The sequence below is a fragment of the Deinococcus sp. Marseille-Q6407 genome (assembly GCF_946848805.1).
Lineage (GTDB): Bacteria > Deinococcota > Deinococci > Deinococcales > Deinococcaceae > Deinococcus.
On sequence record NZ_CAMPFU010000002.1, the window covers coordinates 504,202 to 520,661 of the forward strand.

15 protein-coding genes are annotated in these 16,460 nt (G+C 67.5%); 9 read left to right on the plus strand and 6 right to left on the minus strand.

Annotation, left to right across the window (positions count from 1 at the left end; genetic code table 11):
- Positions 1-3: 3 nt before the first annotated feature.
- From OCI36_RS04495 to OCI36_RS04505, 3 genes are read right to left on the minus strand one after another with little or no spacing between them, the layout of a single operon-like run.
- Positions 4-1,656 carry a peptidoglycan DD-metalloendopeptidase family protein gene (locus tag OCI36_RS04495; protein WP_261663879.1) on the minus strand — a complete coding sequence of 551 codons (1,653 nt, stop codon included), beginning with the start codon at positions 1,654-1,656 and terminating at the stop codon, positions 4-6.
- Positions 1,653-2,561, minus strand: a complete 909-nt coding sequence (locus tag OCI36_RS04500; protein ID WP_261663880.1) for a cell division protein FtsX — start codon at positions 2,559-2,561, stop codon at positions 1,653-1,655. Before OCI36_RS04500 ends, OCI36_RS04495 begins: the two co-directional genes overlap by 4 nt.
- Entirely contained in the window at positions 2,558-3,253 is a 696-nt protein-coding gene (locus OCI36_RS04505) for a cell division ATP-binding protein FtsE (protein ID WP_261663881.1), read from the minus strand. Before OCI36_RS04505 ends, OCI36_RS04500 begins: the two co-directional genes overlap by 4 nt.
- Positions 3,254-3,422: 169 nt before the next feature.
- On the opposite strand from OCI36_RS04505, the gene OCI36_RS04510 reads away from it, so the two are divergent.
- The 4 genes from OCI36_RS04510 (at position 3,423) to OCI36_RS04525 (ending at position 7,942) form a co-directional block, all read left to right on the plus strand.
- On the plus strand, positions 3,423-4,907 hold the full coding sequence (locus OCI36_RS04510) for a S41 family peptidase (protein WP_261663882.1): 1,485 nt from the start codon (positions 3,423-3,425) through the stop codon (positions 4,905-4,907).
- A gap of 441 nt (positions 4,908-5,348) precedes the next feature.
- Complete coding sequence (locus OCI36_RS04515) at positions 5,349-6,674, plus strand: dicarboxylate/amino acid:cation symporter (protein ID WP_261663883.1); 1,326 nt, start codon at positions 5,349-5,351, stop codon at positions 6,672-6,674.
- A 117-nt stretch (positions 6,675-6,791) separates the two neighbouring features.
- A complete protein-coding gene (locus OCI36_RS04520; RefSeq protein ID WP_261663884.1) occupies positions 6,792-7,634 on the plus strand; it encodes an MBL fold metallo-hydrolase in 843 nt (280 codons plus the stop codon).
- Positions 7,631-7,942, plus strand: a complete 312-nt coding sequence (locus OCI36_RS04525; protein WP_261663885.1) for a hypothetical protein — start codon at positions 7,631-7,633, stop codon at positions 7,940-7,942. The genes OCI36_RS04520 and OCI36_RS04525 overlap by 4 nt, the downstream gene beginning before the upstream one ends.
- 18 nt (positions 7,943-7,960) lie before the next feature.
- Here the strand turns inward: OCI36_RS04525 and OCI36_RS04530 are convergent, their stop codons facing one another.
- Positions 7,961-8,488, minus strand: a complete 528-nt coding sequence (locus tag OCI36_RS04530; RefSeq protein WP_261663886.1) for a DUF4388 domain-containing protein — start codon at positions 8,486-8,488, stop codon at positions 7,961-7,963.
- A 396-nt stretch (positions 8,489-8,884) separates the two neighbouring features.
- On the opposite strand from OCI36_RS04530, the gene OCI36_RS04535 reads away from it, so the two are divergent.
- The 4 genes from OCI36_RS04535 (at position 8,885) to OCI36_RS04550 (ending at position 13,402) form a co-directional block, all read left to right on the plus strand.
- Positions 8,885-9,370, plus strand: a complete 486-nt coding sequence (locus OCI36_RS04535) for an NUDIX domain-containing protein (protein WP_261663887.1) — start codon at positions 8,885-8,887, stop codon at positions 9,368-9,370.
- A 56-nt stretch (positions 9,371-9,426) separates the two neighbouring features.
- Positions 9,427-12,120 carry a valine--tRNA ligase gene (locus OCI36_RS04540; RefSeq protein WP_261663888.1) on the plus strand — a complete coding sequence of 898 codons (2,694 nt, stop codon included), beginning with the start codon at positions 9,427-9,429 and terminating at the stop codon, positions 12,118-12,120.
- Positions 12,121-12,183: 63 nt separating this feature from the next.
- On the plus strand, positions 12,184-12,864 hold the full coding sequence (locus tag OCI36_RS04545; protein WP_261663890.1) for a Nif3-like dinuclear metal center hexameric protein: 681 nt from the start codon (positions 12,184-12,186) through the stop codon (positions 12,862-12,864).
- 61 nt (positions 12,865-12,925) lie between these two features.
- Positions 12,926-13,402 carry an AAA family ATPase gene (locus OCI36_RS04550; protein ID WP_261663891.1) on the plus strand — a complete coding sequence of 159 codons (477 nt, stop codon included), beginning with the start codon at positions 12,926-12,928 and terminating at the stop codon, positions 13,400-13,402.
- Positions 13,403-13,404: 2 nt separating this feature from the next.
- Here the strand turns inward: OCI36_RS04550 and tilS are convergent, their stop codons facing one another.
- Complete coding sequence (gene tilS, locus OCI36_RS04555) at positions 13,405-15,027, minus strand: tRNA lysidine(34) synthetase TilS (protein ID WP_261663892.1); 1,623 nt, start codon at positions 15,025-15,027, stop codon at positions 13,405-13,407.
- Between the two features lie 330 nt (positions 15,028-15,357).
- On the opposite strand from tilS, the gene OCI36_RS04560 reads away from it, so the two are divergent.
- Positions 15,358-15,867, plus strand: a complete 510-nt coding sequence (locus OCI36_RS04560) for an Lrp/AsnC family transcriptional regulator (RefSeq protein ID WP_261663893.1) — start codon at positions 15,358-15,360, stop codon at positions 15,865-15,867.
- A gap of 73 nt (positions 15,868-15,940) precedes the next feature.
- Here OCI36_RS04560 and OCI36_RS04565 read toward each other — a convergent pair whose 3' ends face one another.
- Positions 15,941-16,444, minus strand: coding sequence for a pyridoxamine 5'-phosphate oxidase family protein (locus OCI36_RS04565; protein WP_261663894.1), 504 nt, complete (start codon positions 16,442-16,444; stop codon positions 15,941-15,943).
- Positions 16,445-16,460 lie beyond the last annotated feature (16 nt).

Sequence of the window (16,460 nt, forward strand, 5' to 3'; positions counted from 1 at the left end):
GGTTTAGAAGGGCGGCGGAATGGGCGTGCGCTGCTCGCCGTTCACCCGGCTCACCTGAAAGGCCATGGCATCGGGGCCAAAGACCGGGCTGCCACCGATCTCACCGAGCGGGGCGCCGGCCGCCAGCCGTTCGCCCACCGTCACCTGCGGCTGGCGGAGGCCCAAAGAGGCACTGACCAGCCCGCCGCCGTGGTCCAGCAGCACCACCCAGCCCAGCGAGCTGAAAGAAGTCACGGCCAGCACCACGCCCTCAGCGGGGGCGCTGGCCTGCCGCTCGCCGCCCGAGCGAATCACCACCCAGGGGCTGTCCGGCGAATAGGCTTCGCTGACCTGCCCACCCGGCAGCGGGAAAGTGAGGGCGTCCAGCCGACCACGCAATGGCGCCAGCTGTGCCTCGGTCAGCTGCACGTCGGCCTCAGCCTGGGTGCGGGCTTCGGAAAGCTGCTGTGGGGTGGGCAGCACCACCGGCGGCACCTCGGCAGGAAGTTCAGGGGCAGGTGCGGCCGCCGGGACAGGGGTGGCCGCGGCCGGGGCTGATGCTTTTGCGGCCGGGCGGGGGTTGGGCGCAGCCGGGGCCTTTACCGGCGGGGCTGCCTGCGGATTTGATGGTGGTCGGGCACCCACAGCAGGAGGCGTGGGCCGGGCCGGAGCAGCAGGGGCCGGAGCAGTAACCGGGCGCCCGGCCGCCGGAGCTGGCGCAACCGGGGCAGGCGCACGGGCGGGGGCCGGAGCTGGTTTGGCAGCTGGCGCTGGAACTGCCCGGCCCGGCGTGCTGGCTGCCTCGGCAGTGCGGAGCCGCGCGGCGGCCGCAGCCTGACGCTGGCGCTGGGCTTCCAGTTCGCGGCGGCGCTGAGCTTCGAGGGCCTGCTGCTGGGACGCCGTCAGGTCCAGCAGCGCGGCGATGTTCTGGCCGGTCTGGGCCAGTTCGGCGCGGCCCTGCAAGGCCAGCAGCCGCTGACCGGCCGCCGTGCGGCGCAGCTGGGCCAGCAGGGTCTGGGCCTGGGCCTGCCGGTCTGCCAGGCTGGCCAGTGCCTGCTCACGCTGGGCCTGCACCGCTTGTAGCTCGGCGCGGGTCTGGGTCTGGCTGGCCAGCTCGCCCTGGAGCTGGCCCACTTCGGTGTCCAGTTCCCGGATCAGCGCCACCTGCCGCTCGCCGGCGTAATTGGCCCAGCGCAGCCGCAGCACCAGCTCAGGCAGGGTCCGGGCCTGGGACAGCAGCGCCAGATACTGCCCGCTGCGGCCACGGTACAGCGCCCCGAGGTTCAGCCGCACACTGCCGCGCAGCTGCCCCACCCGCGCCTGCAAGGCCAGAATGTCGCGCTCGGTGACGCCCAGGCGGCTTTCGGCCTGCTGGCGTTTCAGGTCCAGCAACGCCGTCTGGCCCCGCAACTGGTCAATTTCGGCGTTCAGGTCGTCCAGTTGGCGCAAAGTGGCCTGCTCACTGGCGCTGAGCGAAGCGGCCGCGTCACGCAGTTCGGCCAGCGCGGCCCGCTGGCGCCCGGCCACCTCCTGCTGTTGCACCAGCTGCTGGGCTAGGGGGTCAGGCGCCGGAGCCGCCTGCTGCGCCCAGACCAGGCCCAGAGGAAGACCCAGCCCCAGCGAGACACTCAGCGCCGCTGCGGCCAGGGAGCGGCGGCTGGGCCACAGCGGCCTCACTCCAGCTCCCGCAGGTAGCGCCCCGAGGCCAGCCAGCTGCCCAGCAACCCCACCCCGGCGCCCAGGGCCGCCAGTTCCAGCCAGAGGGTCAGCAGTGGGCCGGCACCCTGCACCAGCGGCAGCGCCGGCACCAACGCGGCGGCCCGCTGGGTCAGCAGGGCGGTCAGCGGCAGCAGCAGCAGCCCGGCCAGGGCAGCGCCGCCCAGCCCCAGCAACAGGCCTTCAAGCAGGTGAGGCCACTGAATAAAGGAACGGCGCGCCCCCAGCAGCCGCATCACGTCAATCTCGCTGCGCCGGGCATACATGCTCACCTGCACCGCATTCAGAATGCTCAGCAGGGTGCCGGCCAGCAGCAGGCCCGCCAGCAGCAGCCCGGCCGCCCGCACCGTCCGCACGGTATTCAGCGCCTGGTCCACGTAGCCGGCGCCGTATTCCACCGATTCCACGCCGTCCAGGGTGCCGGCGGCGGCGGCCACCACCCGGGTTTGCTCTACCCCGCTGACCTGCAGGCGCAGGGTGGCGGGAAAGGGGTTGCCGGCCAGTTGCGCTGCCTGCCCGGTGTAAGGATAGTCACGGGACATTTCGGCCAGCACCTGCTCGGGGGTCAGCAGCTCGGCGTGGGTGACGCCCGGCAAGGCCTGGGCATGCCGCAACAGCGCCGGGCCGTTGGCGCCGGGCCTGAGAAAAGCAGCCACCTGCACCTGCCGTTCCAGCGCCGAGAGGGTGCGGTTCAGGTTCTGTCCGGCCAGCAGCACCGCACCCAGCACCAGCAGCGTCAGGGTGATGGTGGTGAGGGTGGCAAGCGCGGCGGTGCGGTTGCCGCGCATGGACGCCAGCGCCGCTTGCAGGTGCTCACGCGGGGTGACGGCTCCGCTGGCGCCTGTGCGCTTCACAGTGCCTTTCACAGCTGATACCCACCTTCGGCGTCGTCGCGGACCAGTTCGCCGCGGCGCAGGGTCAGGGTGCGGTGCCGCCGGGCGTCCACCAGATCGTGTGCATGGGTGGCAAACAGCACGGTGGTGCCGCGCTCGTTCACCTTTTCCAGCACCCGCAGCACCTCGTGGCTGTTCTCGGGGTCCAGGTTGCCGGTAGGTTCGTCGGCCAGCAGCAGGGGCGGGCTGCCCACCGCCGCCCGGGCAATCGCCACCCGCTGCTGCTCGCCCTGCGAGAGCTGATGCGGCAGCGCGGCCCGCTTATGGTCCAGCCCCACCAGCCGCAGCGCCCCACTAACCCGCTCGTTCCAGCCGCCCAGCGACGATACCCGGGGTGCTTCGGTCACCCGCAGCGCGAAGGCCACGTTGTCGTAGGCGCTGAGGTGCGGCAGCAGCATATTCTCCTGAAAAACGGTGCCCATCCGCCGGCGCAGCAGGGCCACCCGCCCGCCCCGGTAGCGGCCCAGCGGCTCGCCGCCCACGCTCACCTCACCGGAGGTGGGCAGCGCCCGCTTGAGCAGCAGGTTCATAAAGCTGCTTTTGCCCGCCCCCGAATGCCCGATCAGATACACGAACTCGCCGCGGGCAACCTGGGCACTGACGCGGCTGAGGGCCAGCGTGCGGGTGGCGGGGTACTGCAGCGAGACCTGGTCAAACTGAATCATGGGAGAAATGGGAGAAGAAGCGGCTGCCGGCACGGCCCCCAGCATACCCGAGGGGACGGTGCCGACTTTCTTACACTGGGGCTTGTTCTTACACTGGTGCTTTCTTGCCCGGCTGACTTCTAGGGGGCTTTCTTGCGCTGGCCTAACCCCAGGCGCGTACACTGGCCGGGTGAACAGGAAACAAGTACTGCTTCTGACAGGTGCGCTGGCCGGCACCGCCGCCGTGGCCTACGCGCAGATGCCGGGCTACACCTCGGCCGACCTGCTGCGTTCTCCTACGGGGCGCAGCTTCACGCGGGTGCTGAACCTGCTGAACACCGAATATCTGTACGACGTGGACAACGAAGCGGTGCTGCGCGGCGCCATCCAGGGGGCGCTGGGCGCCCTGAACGACGAATTCACCTACTACGAGGAACCGGCCGAAAACGAAATTGACGCCGCCAACCTCGAAGGCCAGTTCTACGGCATCGGCGTGCTGCTGGAGGGTGACCGCAGCGGTAAGGGCGTGCGGGTCGGCACGGTGTACCAGGGCGGCGCAGCGTTCGGGGCCGGCGTGCAGATGGGCGACGTGTTCCTGGAAGTGGACGGCAAAGACGTACGCAACAGCACCACCAATGAACTGGTCAAACTGGTGCGCGGCAAGCAGGGTTCACCGGTCACGGTGACGTTCGCCCGGAACGGCAACCCCTTTACCGTCACCATGAAGCGCAAGGAAGTACCCAACGTCAGCGTGGAAACGGCCGTGCTGGACGGCGGCGTGGGTTATATCGCCCTGACCAGCTTCTACAACAAGCGGGTGTCGGAGCAGTTCCGCGCGGCAGTGCAGCAGATGAAGGCACGCGGCGTGACCCAACTGATTCTGGACCTGCGCGACAACGGCGGCGGCCTGCTGAACGCCGGGGTGGACGTGGCCGACCAGTTCATGCAAAAAGGCCCCATCGTCTCGCTGCGGCAAAAAGACGGCGTGAATCGCCTCTACGGCGAGGCCACCGACAGCGCCGGCGACTACCGCGGCAAGCTGATCGTGCTGGTGAACCACAACAGCGCCAGCGCTTCCGAGGTGGTCAGCGGCGCCCTGCAGGACGTGAAGCGGGCCACCGTGATCGGGGAAAAGACCTTCGGCAAGGGCGTGGCCCAGCTGCCTTTCGACACCCCCGACGGTGGCCGGGTCGCCATCGTGAACAGCGAATGGGTGACGCCGGGCGGCCGCCGCATCAATAAGGAAGGCATCCTGCCCGACATCTTGGTCAAGGACACCCGCTTCCCCATTCCGCTGAACTTCGCCGGCAGCGGCGTCAAGCCCGGCACCGAACTGACCCTGGTGGTAGACGGTCAGGAGGTCAAGGCCAAGGCCGACAGCGACGGCGTGTTCAAGTACATCGGCGAGTTCCCGCACCGCGAGCGCAGTTCGGTGCAGGGGCAGGCCACCGTGGACCTGCAGGGTGACCGGCAGCTGCGGGCCGCGCTGGAATACTTCCGCAGCGGCAAGGTCAGCCAGGACCTGCAGATGACCCCCGAGGAAGCCAAGAAGGAGCGGGAAGCAGCGAAGAAAAAGAACGCCGAGACGCCGGACCTGCCCCAGTCGGCCTCCAGCCAGAGCACTCAGCCGGCGGCTTCCGGACAGAGCACCCAGCCGGCACCGGCACACCCCTGATCCAATCTGCTTGAAGCCAGCTTCTGCCGCTTCCCCTGGCCTTCGGGCCAGCGCGGGAAGCGGTTTTTATTGTCATGCCAGCGGGGACGGCAATTGACAGAACCGGGAAAGTTCCCGCATAGTGTGCTGACATTCTGTAGCTTGGCTTTGTTTCTCTCTCACCTCAGCTTCTGAGCGGAGAGCGGGCCCGGAGCCGGTGCAGAACAGTTTCTGCCGCCCTGCGGCGCTCCTGGCGCGTTTTTAGCCAGCTCTGCCCTGTTCATTCAGCCGTATCCGTTCAGCTGTGTTGGCCCAGCCGCATTCTGGCGGCGTCCACTCCAGGCTGCAGCGGCCAGCAGAGAAAAAGAAAGAGTGCCGCACCCCACTTCCGCCTGTCCTGCACTGCACCCGGCCGCCCGGCCAGGGGCCTGGACTCTCCCCCAAAGGAGAACCTCTTTTCCCATGACTGCCTGGAAAAATCTCTCTCTGACCACCCAGATCCTGACGGCCCTGATCGCCGGCCTGATCGTGGGCCTGCTGTTCAACTTTCTGGCGCCCAGCCTGCCAGTGCTGAACACCATCAATCAGGACGTGTTCGGCACGGTCGGCAACCTGTTCATGTCGGCGCTCAAGCTGCTGGTGGTGCCGCTGGTGTTCGTCTCGCTGGTGGTGGGCACCACCTCGCTCTCCGACCCGGCCAAGCTGGGCCGGCTGGGCATCGGCACCATGCTGTTCTATCTGGCGACCACCGCATTTGCCATCGTGCTGGCGCTGATCGGGGCCAAGATCGTCAACCCCGGCCTGGGCGTGGACATGCCGCTGCCCAGCGGCTACGAGGCCCCCAAGGCTCCGCCGGTCAGCGACGTGCTGGTGGGCATTATCCCCAGCAACCCGGTGGCCGCACTGGCCGAAGGCAACATGCTGCAGATCATCTTTTTCGCCATCTTGCTGGGCCTGGCGATCATGCTCTCGGGCAAGCCGGGCGAGCGCATCAAGGCCGCCTTCGAGGACTGGAACCACGTGGTGATGCAGTTGGTGAACATCGTGATGGTGTTTGCACCCATCGGGGTCTTTGCCCTGATGGCCAGCGTGGTGGCCCGGCTGGGCTTCGAAAGCCTGGCGCCCCTGCTCAAGTACTTCATGACCGTGCTGGTCGTGCTGCTGGTGCACCTGTTCGTCAGCTACCCGCTGCTGCTGAAAATCTTCAGCGGCCTGAACCCTTTTACCTTTATCCGCAAGATGCGCCCGGCGATGCTGTTCGCCTTTTCCACCTCCAGCTCCAACGCCACCATTCCGGTGAACCTGCGCACCACCCGCGAGGCGCTGGGCGTGCCCAACCAGATTTCCAGCTTTACCATCCCGCTGGGCGCCACCATCAACATGGACGGCACCGCCATCATGCAGGGCGTGGCCGTGATCTTTATCGCGCAGGTGTACGACATCAACCTGACCCTGGCTCAGCTGGGCACGGTGGTGGTGATGGCCGTGCTGGCTTCGGTGGGCACCGCCGGCGTGCCGGGCGTGGGCCTGGTGATGCTGGCCACCGTGCTGACCCAGGTGGGCGTGCCGGTAGAAGGCATCGCCATGATCATCGGCATTGACCGCCTGCTGGACATGACCCGCACCGCTGTGAACATCACCGGCGACGCCGCCGTGACTGTCCTGATGGCCCAGCGTGAAGGCGTGCTGGACACCGCCATGTACAACGACCCGGCCGCTCAGGTGGACCTGGACGCCGACGAGCTGGGCCATGAACACGAGCCGCCGCGCACCGAAGCCCAGATGTAAGCACGCCCTTTTCCACTTGCTGACCCTTTTCCCCCTCTCCGCCCACGTGGCTGGGAGGGGATTTTCTGTGCCGGCCCAACCTCAGACCAGGCGGCCCGGCCGCGCTAGACTGCTGGCATGTCATGGACAACTCAGCAGCGGGTGGGCGACACGACCGTCACCTCCCTGACCGACGGCCACTTTCGTCTGGACGGAGGCGCCATGTTCGGCACCGTTCCCAAAGTGCTGTGGAACGACCTGAACCCCGCCGACGAACTCAACCGCATCAGCCTGCGTATCAACCCGCTGCTGATTCAGCTGGACGGCCGCAATATTCTGGTGGAAACCGGCTTCTGGGATCAGGGCGGCGACAAGTTCGAGAACATGTACGCCCTGGACCGCGACGAAACCGTGTTCCGGGGGCTGAACGACGTGGGCCTCAGCCCGGACGACATCCACATCGTCATCAACACCCACCTGCATTTCGATCATGCCGGGCGCAACGTGACCCCGGCCGGCGACCCCACTTTCCCCAACGCCCGCTACGTGGTGCAAAAGCAGGAGCTGCACGACGCCCGGCACGCCCACGAGCGCAGCCGCGCCAGCTATATCGCCGGCTACATCGAACCGATTGCCGACGCGGGTCTCTTCGACCTGGTCGAGGGCGAGGGCGAAATCGTGCCGGGCGTGAGCGTGCTGCCGCTGCCGGGACACAATCTGGGCCAGCAGGGCGTGGTGCTGCGGTCCGGCGGCGACACCCTGGTCTACACCGCCGACCTGATCGCCACCACTGCGCATGTGCCCTACGCTTACGTGATGGGCTACGATCTGTATCCGGTCACCTGCCTGGAAATGCGCAAGAAGTACCTGCCGCAGTGGTACGAGGAAGGCGCCATCATCTGCCCGCCGCACGACCCGGCAGTGGCTTTTGCCCGGCTACAGGAAGCCAAGCGCGGCTTCAAGTTGGAAGCACTGGAATGAGCGCGGACCGCATCACCTTTCCCAGCCTGCCAGGGGTGCTGGCACCGGGGTCGTGCGGACTGGACCCGGCGCTGTACACCCTGGAATGGATTCTCGGCTGGGAGGCCGAGGTGGAGGTGGCCGGCCGGCACTTTGCCGCCGCGCCGGTCTTCGCGCTGCTGCGTGAGGTGCTGCGCGACCCAGCCGCTTACAGCGTGAGTGCAGACGAGGCCAGGACCGCTGCCGACCGTTTTCTGGCCCAGGCCGGCGCAGCGTTGGAAGTGGCCGGTGGCCGCCGCGAGTGGCTGGAACGCGAGTTCAGCCGCTAGGCAGCGACCAGCCGGCGTTCAGGCCCGGGCTTCGATCAGGCCAGCCTGCTGGAACTGAAATAAGGTGCTCAGCAGCAGCCGGGGGGGCAGCGCGGCCTGCTCCAGCATCTCTCCGATGCTCAGGCCGCGCTCGACGCCGCGCAGCACCTGAAACTGCCGGCGGTTCACCGAAATCCGGTCGTTCCACTGTGCGGTAAAGCCCATCAGCTGTGACCAGTCGCCGTACTGCGCCAGCAGCGGTTTCCAGGCCTCGGTTTCCTGAAACAGCTGCCGCAGGGCCAGATCACCCGAGAGCGAGAGGCTCCGCTCGGGTGCCGGCTGCGCGGCCCCGAACTGGAATTCGCCGCTCTCGGTGGTGGTCAGCAGCTGCATGGCGCTTTCGCCTTCCAGCTGTCCCACCCGCGCATGCATGATGGTGCCTTCTTCCAGCCACAACTCGCCCAGGCCGGCGCGGCCCTGCACTTCCAGCAGGCCGGTGCGTCCCGAAGACATCAGCATCTGCAGGACCGATAGGAAGGGAAACACCGAGAAATTGCCTGCAATCATATCCAGCAGTCTAAGCGAGGCCGCCTGACAGATTTCCAGACTTGGCGCGGGCGGCGGCCGTCACCTATACTCGGCCCATGCACTGAAGGGGAAAGTAGGCCCCCTGCACGCCCACCAGAGAGCCGCGGCCCCAGGCTGAAAGCCGCAGCGGACACGGCAGCCGGCCCAAAGTCACCCCCGAGCAGACGGAAGAAAGCCCCCGCGTGAGCGCAGAGGTGACTAGACCCGTCCGGCCCGCGCCCGTCACCGCGCATGATGAGTGCCCTGCCCATAAAGCAGGGAACAGCGGTGGTACCGCGGGACCTGGACCCCCAGTCTCGTCCGCACCCGGAAGCGCCCAAGCGCGGCTAAGCCCGCTGGGAAAGCTGGCGGTGGGGGCCACTGGAGAACTGCTGAATGGTGACTTTTTTTGACAGTCTGGAAGCGGCGCGCGCCCACGCGGCGGCACACGGCCTGCGCGAGAAGGCGATGTGCTTTGTGGTGCTGGGCGGCGAACTGCTGGTGATACGGCATATTCCTGACGGCGACGCTGGCGTGCAGGTGCCGGCCGGCGGCGTGGAGGCGGGCGAAACCCCCGAAGCGGCCGCCCGGCGCGAGCTGTGGGAAGAATCCGGCCTGGACATCGCCGGGCCGCAGTATCTCTGCTCATATCTGTGGGAGGCGCAGCTGCCTGAACGCTTTACCCGGCAGGTCTGCCACGCCTACGCTTTCGCCGGCCCGCTGGACGCCCCGGATGTCTGGACCCATGCCGCCGACGGCGAACTTTACGGCTTCCGCTTCACGGATCTGGGCAGCGTGCACCTCGACTGGGAGATGGACGCCGCCCTGCCAAAAGTCCGTGACTACGCCGAGAAGTTCGCCGAACGCTATTACCGCAACTGAACCCCCATCCTCCCTTCCCCTTTCCCGCTCTAAGTCCATAAGTTCAAGGAGACCCTATGACCCAGCCCGACTCTACCCAACCTGACTCGGCCCTTCCTGCGCAGTTCGACCCCAGCGCTGCCGAGCCCCGCTGGGCCCGGCTGTGGCGCGAGCAGCCGTTCCGCGCCGACGCCCACAGCGACAAGCCACCCTTCACCATCGTGATTCCGCCACCCAACGTGACCGGCAGCCTGCACCTGGGCCACGCGCTGGACAACACCCTGATCGACACCCTGATTCGCTACAAGCGGATGGCCGGTTTCGAGGCGCTGTATCTGCCGGGCATGGACCACGCCGGCATCTCTACGCAGGTGATGGTGGAGCGGCAGCTCAAAGAGCAGGGCGTCAGCCGCTTTGACCTGGGCCGCGAGCAATTCCTGGAGAAAGTCTGGGAGTGGAAGCGGCAGTCTGGCGGGCAGATTCTCAGCCAGCTGACCCGCTTGGGCGTGAGCGCCGACTGGACCCGCGAGCGCTTCACCATGGACGAAGGCCTCAGCCACGCGGTGCGCAAGCAGTTCGTGGACCTGTACCACGACGGCCTGGCCTACCGCGGCGAACGCATGGTGAACTGGGACCCGGTCAGCCAGACCACACTCAGCGACCTGGAAATTTCCCGTGAGGACCGCCAGGGCAAGATGTACACCCTGCGCTACGAACTGCGCGACCCGCAGGCCGCCGCCAGCAACGGCGAGGCCGGCGAAATCCGCATCGCCACCGTGCGCCCGGAAACCATCTTTGCCGACCAGGCGATTGCCGTGCACCCCGACGACGAACGCTTCCGCCATCTGGTGGGTGCAGAGGCGCGGGTGCCGCTGACCGAGCGCTGGATTCCCATCATCGCGGATGAGGCCGTGGAGATGGACTTCGGCGTGGGCGCACTGAAAATCACCCCGGCCCACGACCCCACCGACTTTGAGGTGGGCGAGCGCCACGGCCTGAGCCGGCCCAGCGTGATTGACCTGGCAGGCAACTTGAGCGGCGACCTGGTGCCGGAAGACTTCCGCGGCCTGGAACGCTTCGAGGGCCGCAAGGCGGTGGTGCGTGCCCTGCGCGAGAGCGGTGACCTGCTGGAAGAACAGGATTACAAGGTTGCCATTGGCCTGAGCGAACGCACCAAGGTGCCGGTGGAGCCGATTATCAGCGAGCAGTGGTTCGTGAACGTGAAGCCGCTGGCCGAGCGGGTGCTCCAGGGCCTGGACAACGGCGACATGCGCCTGACCCCGGCCCGCCACGAGAAGATCAACCGCGACTGGCTGGAGAACATCCGTGACTGGAACATCTCCCGGCAGCTGTGGTGGGGCCACCAGATCCCGGCGTGGTACGACGAGGAAGGCAACATCTACGTGCCGGACCGCGACAACCCCGACCTTGACTGTGACCAGGACCCGCGCTACGCGCACCTGAACCTGCGCCGCGACCCGGACGTGTTCGACACCTGGTTTTCCAGTAACCTGTGGCCCTTTTCCACGCTGGGCTGGCCTGATGAAAGCAGCGCTGACTTCAAGAAGTTCTACCCCACCTCGGTGCTGGTGACCGGCTACGACATCCTGTTCTTCTGGGTGGCGCGGATGCAGATGGCCGCCTACGAGCACACCGGGCAGGCGCCTTTCAAAGACATCATGCTGCACGGGCTATACCTGGACGCTAAGGGCCAGAAGATGTCCAAGAGCAAGGGCAACGGCATCGACCCCAACGAACTGTTCGACCAGTACGGGGTGGACGCCTCGCGCTTCGCCTTTGCGTTCCTGAGCACCGGCGGCCAGGACATCCGGCACGACGACCGCCGCTACGAGCAGGGCCGCAATTTTGCCAACAAGCTCTGGAACGCGGCCCGTTTCGTCCAGATGCGGCTGCAGAATATGGACCTGCCGCAGGAAGACCCGGCGCAGGCGCTGCGGGAGCTGAAAGCCGGCGGTGAACTGGGTCTGGCCGACCGCTGGATCATCAGCCGCCTGAACGACGTGAGCGCCGCAGCCAGCGCTCAGCTGGACGAGCTGGACATCGGCGCAGCGATTCGCACCCTGTACGCTTTTGCCTGGGACGAATTCTGTGACTGGTACATCGAGGCCAGCAAACCGGCCCTGGACGCCGGCGACGTGGCGACCGGACGGGTGCTGAAAGCCGTGCTGGCGCAGATTCTGGGGCTGCTGCACCCCTTCATGCCGTTCATCACCTCCGAACTGTACGAGGCGCTGGGCTACCAGGGTCAGGTGGCGCTGAGCGAGTGGCCCCGCAGCGACGAGGCCCTGCATGACGCCGAGGCCACTCGCGCCTTTGACGCCCTGCGCGCCACCGTGAGCGCCGCCCGCAGCCTCAAGAACGAGCTGGGCCTGTCGCCGCAGGACCGGCTGAATGTGGCAGTGGAAGGCGACATGCAGGCCGTGGTGCAGAGCAACGCCCGGGTGGTGCAGCAGATTGCCCGGGTGGAACTGGTGCCGGCGCTGGAAGGCCGCACCCTGAGCGCCGTGGAGCAGGGCGTAACCGTGCGGGTGCCGCTGGAAGGCACCGTGGACGTGGACGAGTGGCTGGGCAAGCAGCGCAAGCGCCTGGCCGAGTTCGAGAAGCAGATCAAGCAGGCACAGGGCAAGCTGAGCAACGAACGCTTCGTGGCCAACGCTCCCGCCGAAGTGGTGGAAGAGGAACGGCGCCGCGTGGCGGATTTCGGAACGCAGAAGGAACGGCTAGAAGGCGTGCTGAAGCAGTTCAGCTGAGCCCGTTCAGCTGAGTCCGTTCACCCAAGAGAAGTCCGGGCAGGAAGGGCGCATGATGGGCAGATGACCCTTCCTGCCCTGTCTGATCTGGCGGCCTGGCTGCAGCGCGAGCTGCAGGAACCGGAGCCGCTGCGCCGCCCGGGAGGGCCGCAGACAATTCGCCGCCTGGCTCTTGCCCTGGAACCGGGCGACCTGCCTGCCAGCCTGGACGCCGACGCTCTGTTTTTGCACCGTTCGCGCCGGGCAGGTGGCAACTGGCCTGAGCTGGGCATTCTGGGCGCCCACGACGGCTTTGATCTTCACCTGACCACCGGCCCCAACCACCGCCTGGCCGCGCGGCTGGGCTGGACAGAAGTGAGCGAACTGAGCTGGCAGGGCCGCACGGTGGGCCTGCGTGCCACCGCGCCGCAGCCCGACTGGGCCAGCCTGCAAGCGGCGCTGCACCGCGAACTGGGCGGCGAAGACACCTCCTGGCTGCCGGCCGAACCACAGGCGCCACTGGTGCTGGCGCTGATGAATGCGATGAACCCGGAACTGATAACCTTCGCGGCGCAGCAGGGCGTTCAGGTCTATCTGACGGGGCAACTGCGGCCTTCTGCGGCAGCAGCAGCTCAGGCCTGCGGCCTGGGAGTTGCTGCGCTGGGACACCGCCGCACCGAGCTGTGGGGCCTGCGGCAACTGGCGCGTGAGCTGGAAGCGGCGTTCCCGGGCCTCTGTACCCAGGTCTATTCCCAGAGCGGCTGATTCTGGCCCGTGGCCCTGGCGCTTGCGCCGCCCTTGTCAGCCCCGTATCATCGGCCTTCTGATGCCTACCCTGCACCTGTTGGTCGGCCTGCCGGGCGCCGGCAAGATGACATTCGCCCGAAAGCTGGAGCGCGACCGCCCCGCCCTGTGCCTGACCCCCGACGAGTGGATGAAACCGCTGTTCGGCGTAGACGACATAGACGGCAAACGCGGCCTGCTGGAGCGCGAGCTGCTCTGGTCGGTGGCCCGCCGGACACTAGAACTGGGCACCGATGTGGTGCTGGACTATGGCCTGTGGACACCGCAGGAACGCGGGCTGTACCGCCAGCGGGCGCTGGAACTGGGTGCGGGGGTGCAGCTGCACGTGCTGGACCTGCCGCTGGATGAGCTATGGCGGCGGTTGGAGCGGCGCAACGCCAGCGGCGAACACCCTTTTCAGGTGTCGCGCGAGCAGCTGCTGGCCTGGGACGGCTGGTTTCAGCGGCCCGGCGCCGAAGAACTGGCAGACTTTGGCGTTACGGCAGGCGCCGCCGGCTGACTTCAGGGCTGGCGCCGGAAACCAGCGAAGGTGTCGCGCAGCAGCCGGGCGCACTCGCCGGCGCGGTAGCCGCGCTGCACCTCCGGCTGCACGCCCCAGTGGTGGCCCAGCAGGTCATGCACCCCGCCTAGCGCCCCCGCCCGCGGGTTGGCCGCGCCATATACGATGCGCCCCACTCGCGCTTCCAGGGCGGCGCCCAGGCACATCGGGCAGGGTTCCAGGGTTACTACCAGGGTGCAGCCGCTCAGGTAAGCGGTGCCGAGGTGAGCGGCCGCCGCCCGCAGGGCTTCCAGTTCGGCGTGGCGGGTCATGTCGCCGCGTTCGCGGCTGCGGTTGCGGCCTAGGCCCACCACCGCCCCGCCCGCATCCAGCACGGCTGCGCCCACCGGCACCTCCTGCGCCCCGGCGGCCTCCCGCGCCTGTGCCAGTGCGGCTTCCATGCCTTCCCAGAGGGGGTCATGCCAGGCGGTCTGGGCGCGGGCCCCAGCCGCCCAGACCGGAGGATGCAGGCCCACCCACTGCACCCCCCCGTCGGGCGCGGCAAGCAGCGGCACCTGCGAGCGCTGCTCACGCGGCACCCGCCGCTCGGCCAAGACATCGCTGAGTTTGCGGGTGCCCCCGCTCAGGCGAATGCGGTCGCCCGGCTGCGGCGTGCGGGCCTGCCACTCGGCTGGATAGGCAAACTCCGGCGCACTGAAGTCCGGCGGTGTGCCGGGCAGCACCAGGCGGCTGCCAGTCGCACTCGCCGGCTGCCCGCCCGGCAGGGTCAGGTGCCGGGTGCTGCCGCTTTGCAGGGCTTCGGCCAGCGCCTGCAGCTGCCCGGCGTGAACCTCCAGCCCGGCCCGGCCCAGTTCGGCGCGCAGCCAGCGGCGCAGCACGGCCGCCGGCTGCCCGGCCAGCGGCGTGTGTGGCTGAATAGCCGCCGCCAGCGCGGTCAGGGCCACGTCGTCCTCAGCAGCGGTGACCGCCTGCCGTGCCAGCGCCTCCTCCACTCCCGGAAAGCGCGAGCGCAGCAGCGGCAGCACCTCCAGCCGCAGCCATACCCGCGTCAGAGCGGTATCGGCGTTGGTGGCGTCCTCGCGCCAGTCCTGGCCCAGCGAGCGCAGGTAGGCTTCCACATCCTCCCGCGTCACGTCCAGCAGTGGACGCTGCACCCCACCCCAGCGCGGAGCGATCCCGGTCAACACCGCCTCGCCGCGCAGCAGCCGCAGCAGCACGGTTTCGGCCTGATCGCGGCGGGTGTGGGCGGTCAGCACCGTGCCGATACCTGCCTGTTTGGCCGTGCGGGTCAGGAACGAATAGCGCAGCCTCCGGGCCGCCGCCTCCACATTCCAGCCGCGCTGCTGCGCCACCCGGCCCACCTCGGCCCGCCCGCCGGCGTAGGGCACGCCCAGCTCTGCGGCCAGCGCCGCCACCCAGGCCGCGTCCTCTGCCGAGTCGGGGCGCAGCGCGTGGTCAAAGTGCGCCACCAGCGGCTGTGCTCCGGCCGCCAGCAGCCCGCGCAGCAGCGCCACACTGTCGGCTCCGCCCGAGACCGCCGCCACCACCCGCTGGCCGGCAAAGCGCCGCAGAGCCGCCGGCACGGCCAGCACCGGGACAGGCAAAAGCTGGGAAGGCTGGGTCATCAGGGCAGTGTACAGGGCACCCGCCTGCGAGTAGGGCCGCTGGGCCGCGGCAGGGGTTCACAAGCCGGGGGGCAGCTCAGCTATACTGTCCGGTCTGGAACGGAGCGGGTGTATATTTTTCCGGCAGCTGTTTCACACATCGTAAAGTAGGTCACCCCAGCCACTGTTCTTCTGCCAAGCTGAAGCGCGGGCCATGGGGCCTGACTCGTGCCGGGCAGCCACCGGCTCAGAGGCTGCTGCCAGTGATACGAAGCAGCCCAGTCCGGCTGCCCTGGTTCCCTTGTTTCCCTTTTCCCCCTTCCAAGCTCAAGCAGAATTCCGAGGATCCTTATGAAAAAGACCGATGTCAGCCCCAACCCCAAACGCAAAACCGGCTCCAGCGCGCCGAAACTCGATTCGCTGGACCTGCAGCTGGTGGACGCCCTGCAGCACGACGCCCGGCTCAGCATCCGTGAGCTGGGCCGGCGCCTGGGTGTCTCGGCGCCCACTGTTTCGGACCGGCTCAGCCGCCTGGAAGCGGCCGGCGTTATTCGTTCCTACGGCGCGGTGGTGTCGCTGGGTGCCCTGGGCTACGGCGTGGTGGCCTTTGTAGGCGTGTTCGATACCGGCGAGAAGTTCGGCGAGCTGGACCACTGGGCCCAGGAAAACCCCCATGTCCTGGAATGCCACCACCTGACCGGGCGCTTCGCCGCGCTGCTCAAGGTGGCCGTGACCGACATCACCGCCCTCAACGACCTGGTGATGGAACTGGTAGACCTGGGCGTGCAATGTGACACCAGCATCGTGCTGAACTCGCCGGTGCCCGACAAACTGATCACCGTCGAGAGCCAAGACGAGTAACTGCCGGACCAAACGGCAAAAAGGAAGCACCCGGAGCCAAATCTTCAGCTCCAGGTGCTTCCTTAGTTAGGGATCAGTTTTCCAGTTTGACGGTGCTGTTGTCACCCATATCCGCCTGCTGGCCGGCGACCAGGCCCTTGGCGAGCTGGAAGACAGAAGCCAGCTTGCCGCTGCTTTCCCACAGCTCGGCGCCGTGCGGGTCAACGTGGATCAGCTGCACGTTGGGGTCGTCAATGCCTTTGGGGAAATAAGCCTTGTAAAAGTCACTCCAGACTTCTTCCAGCTTGGCACGGTCTTCGATCAGTTCGGCGCGGCCGGAGATGCTCACGTAGTTCTGGCCGTCGGGCTGGCCGTAAGCCAGGTTGATTTCGGGGCGGGCCTTGATATCGCTGACCCACTCGGTGTCCTTGCCGCCGATAAACCACAGCTCACCGTCAAAATCTTCTTCCTGGGTGGTCACCGGGCGGCTGTGCAGGTGGCCTTCTTCGGTCTGGGTCACCAGCATGCAGAACTTGATGTCTTTGATCAGGCCAGCGACCTTCTGGACTGCTTCTTCACGGGTCATGTCTTTGCTCATACCTCAGCATGGCACT

What these genes read in the sequence shown, in the direction of transcription:
- OCI36_RS04505 (WP_261663881.1), bottom strand. Translation starts at nt 3,253, where the DNA reads ATGATTCAGTTTGACCAGGTCTCGCTGCAGTACCCCGCCACCCGCACG.
- OCI36_RS04515 (WP_261663883.1), top strand. Translation starts at nt 5,349, where the DNA reads ATGACTGCCTGGAAAAATCTCTCTCTGACCACCCAGATCCTGACGGCC.
- OCI36_RS04520 (WP_261663884.1), top strand. Translation starts at nt 6,792, where the DNA reads ATGTCATGGACAACTCAGCAGCGGGTGGGCGACACGACCGTCACCTCC.
- OCI36_RS04525 (WP_261663885.1), top strand. Translation starts at nt 7,631, where the DNA reads ATGAGCGCGGACCGCATCACCTTTCCCAGCCTGCCAGGGGTGCTGGCA.
- OCI36_RS04530 (WP_261663886.1), bottom strand. Translation starts at nt 8,488, where the DNA reads ATGATTGCAGGCAATTTCTCGGTGTTTCCCTTCCTATCGGTCCTGCAG.
- OCI36_RS04535 (WP_261663887.1), top strand. Translation starts at nt 8,885, where the DNA reads ATGGTGACTTTTTTTGACAGTCTGGAAGCGGCGCGCGCCCACGCGGCG.
- OCI36_RS04540 (WP_261663888.1), top strand. Translation starts at nt 9,427, where the DNA reads ATGACCCAGCCCGACTCTACCCAACCTGACTCGGCCCTTCCTGCGCAG.
- OCI36_RS04545 (WP_261663890.1), top strand. Translation starts at nt 12,184, where the DNA reads ATGACCCTTCCTGCCCTGTCTGATCTGGCGGCCTGGCTGCAGCGCGAG.
- OCI36_RS04550 (WP_261663891.1), top strand. Translation starts at nt 12,926, where the DNA reads ATGCCTACCCTGCACCTGTTGGTCGGCCTGCCGGGCGCCGGCAAGATG.
- tilS (WP_261663892.1), bottom strand. Translation starts at nt 15,027, where the DNA reads ATGACCCAGCCTTCCCAGCTTTTGCCTGTCCCGGTGCTGGCCGTGCCG.
- OCI36_RS04560 (WP_261663893.1), top strand. Translation starts at nt 15,358, where the DNA reads ATGAAAAAGACCGATGTCAGCCCCAACCCCAAACGCAAAACCGGCTCC.
- OCI36_RS04565 (WP_261663894.1), bottom strand. Translation starts at nt 16,444, where the DNA reads ATGAGCAAAGACATGACCCGTGAAGAAGCAGTCCAGAAGGTCGCTGGC.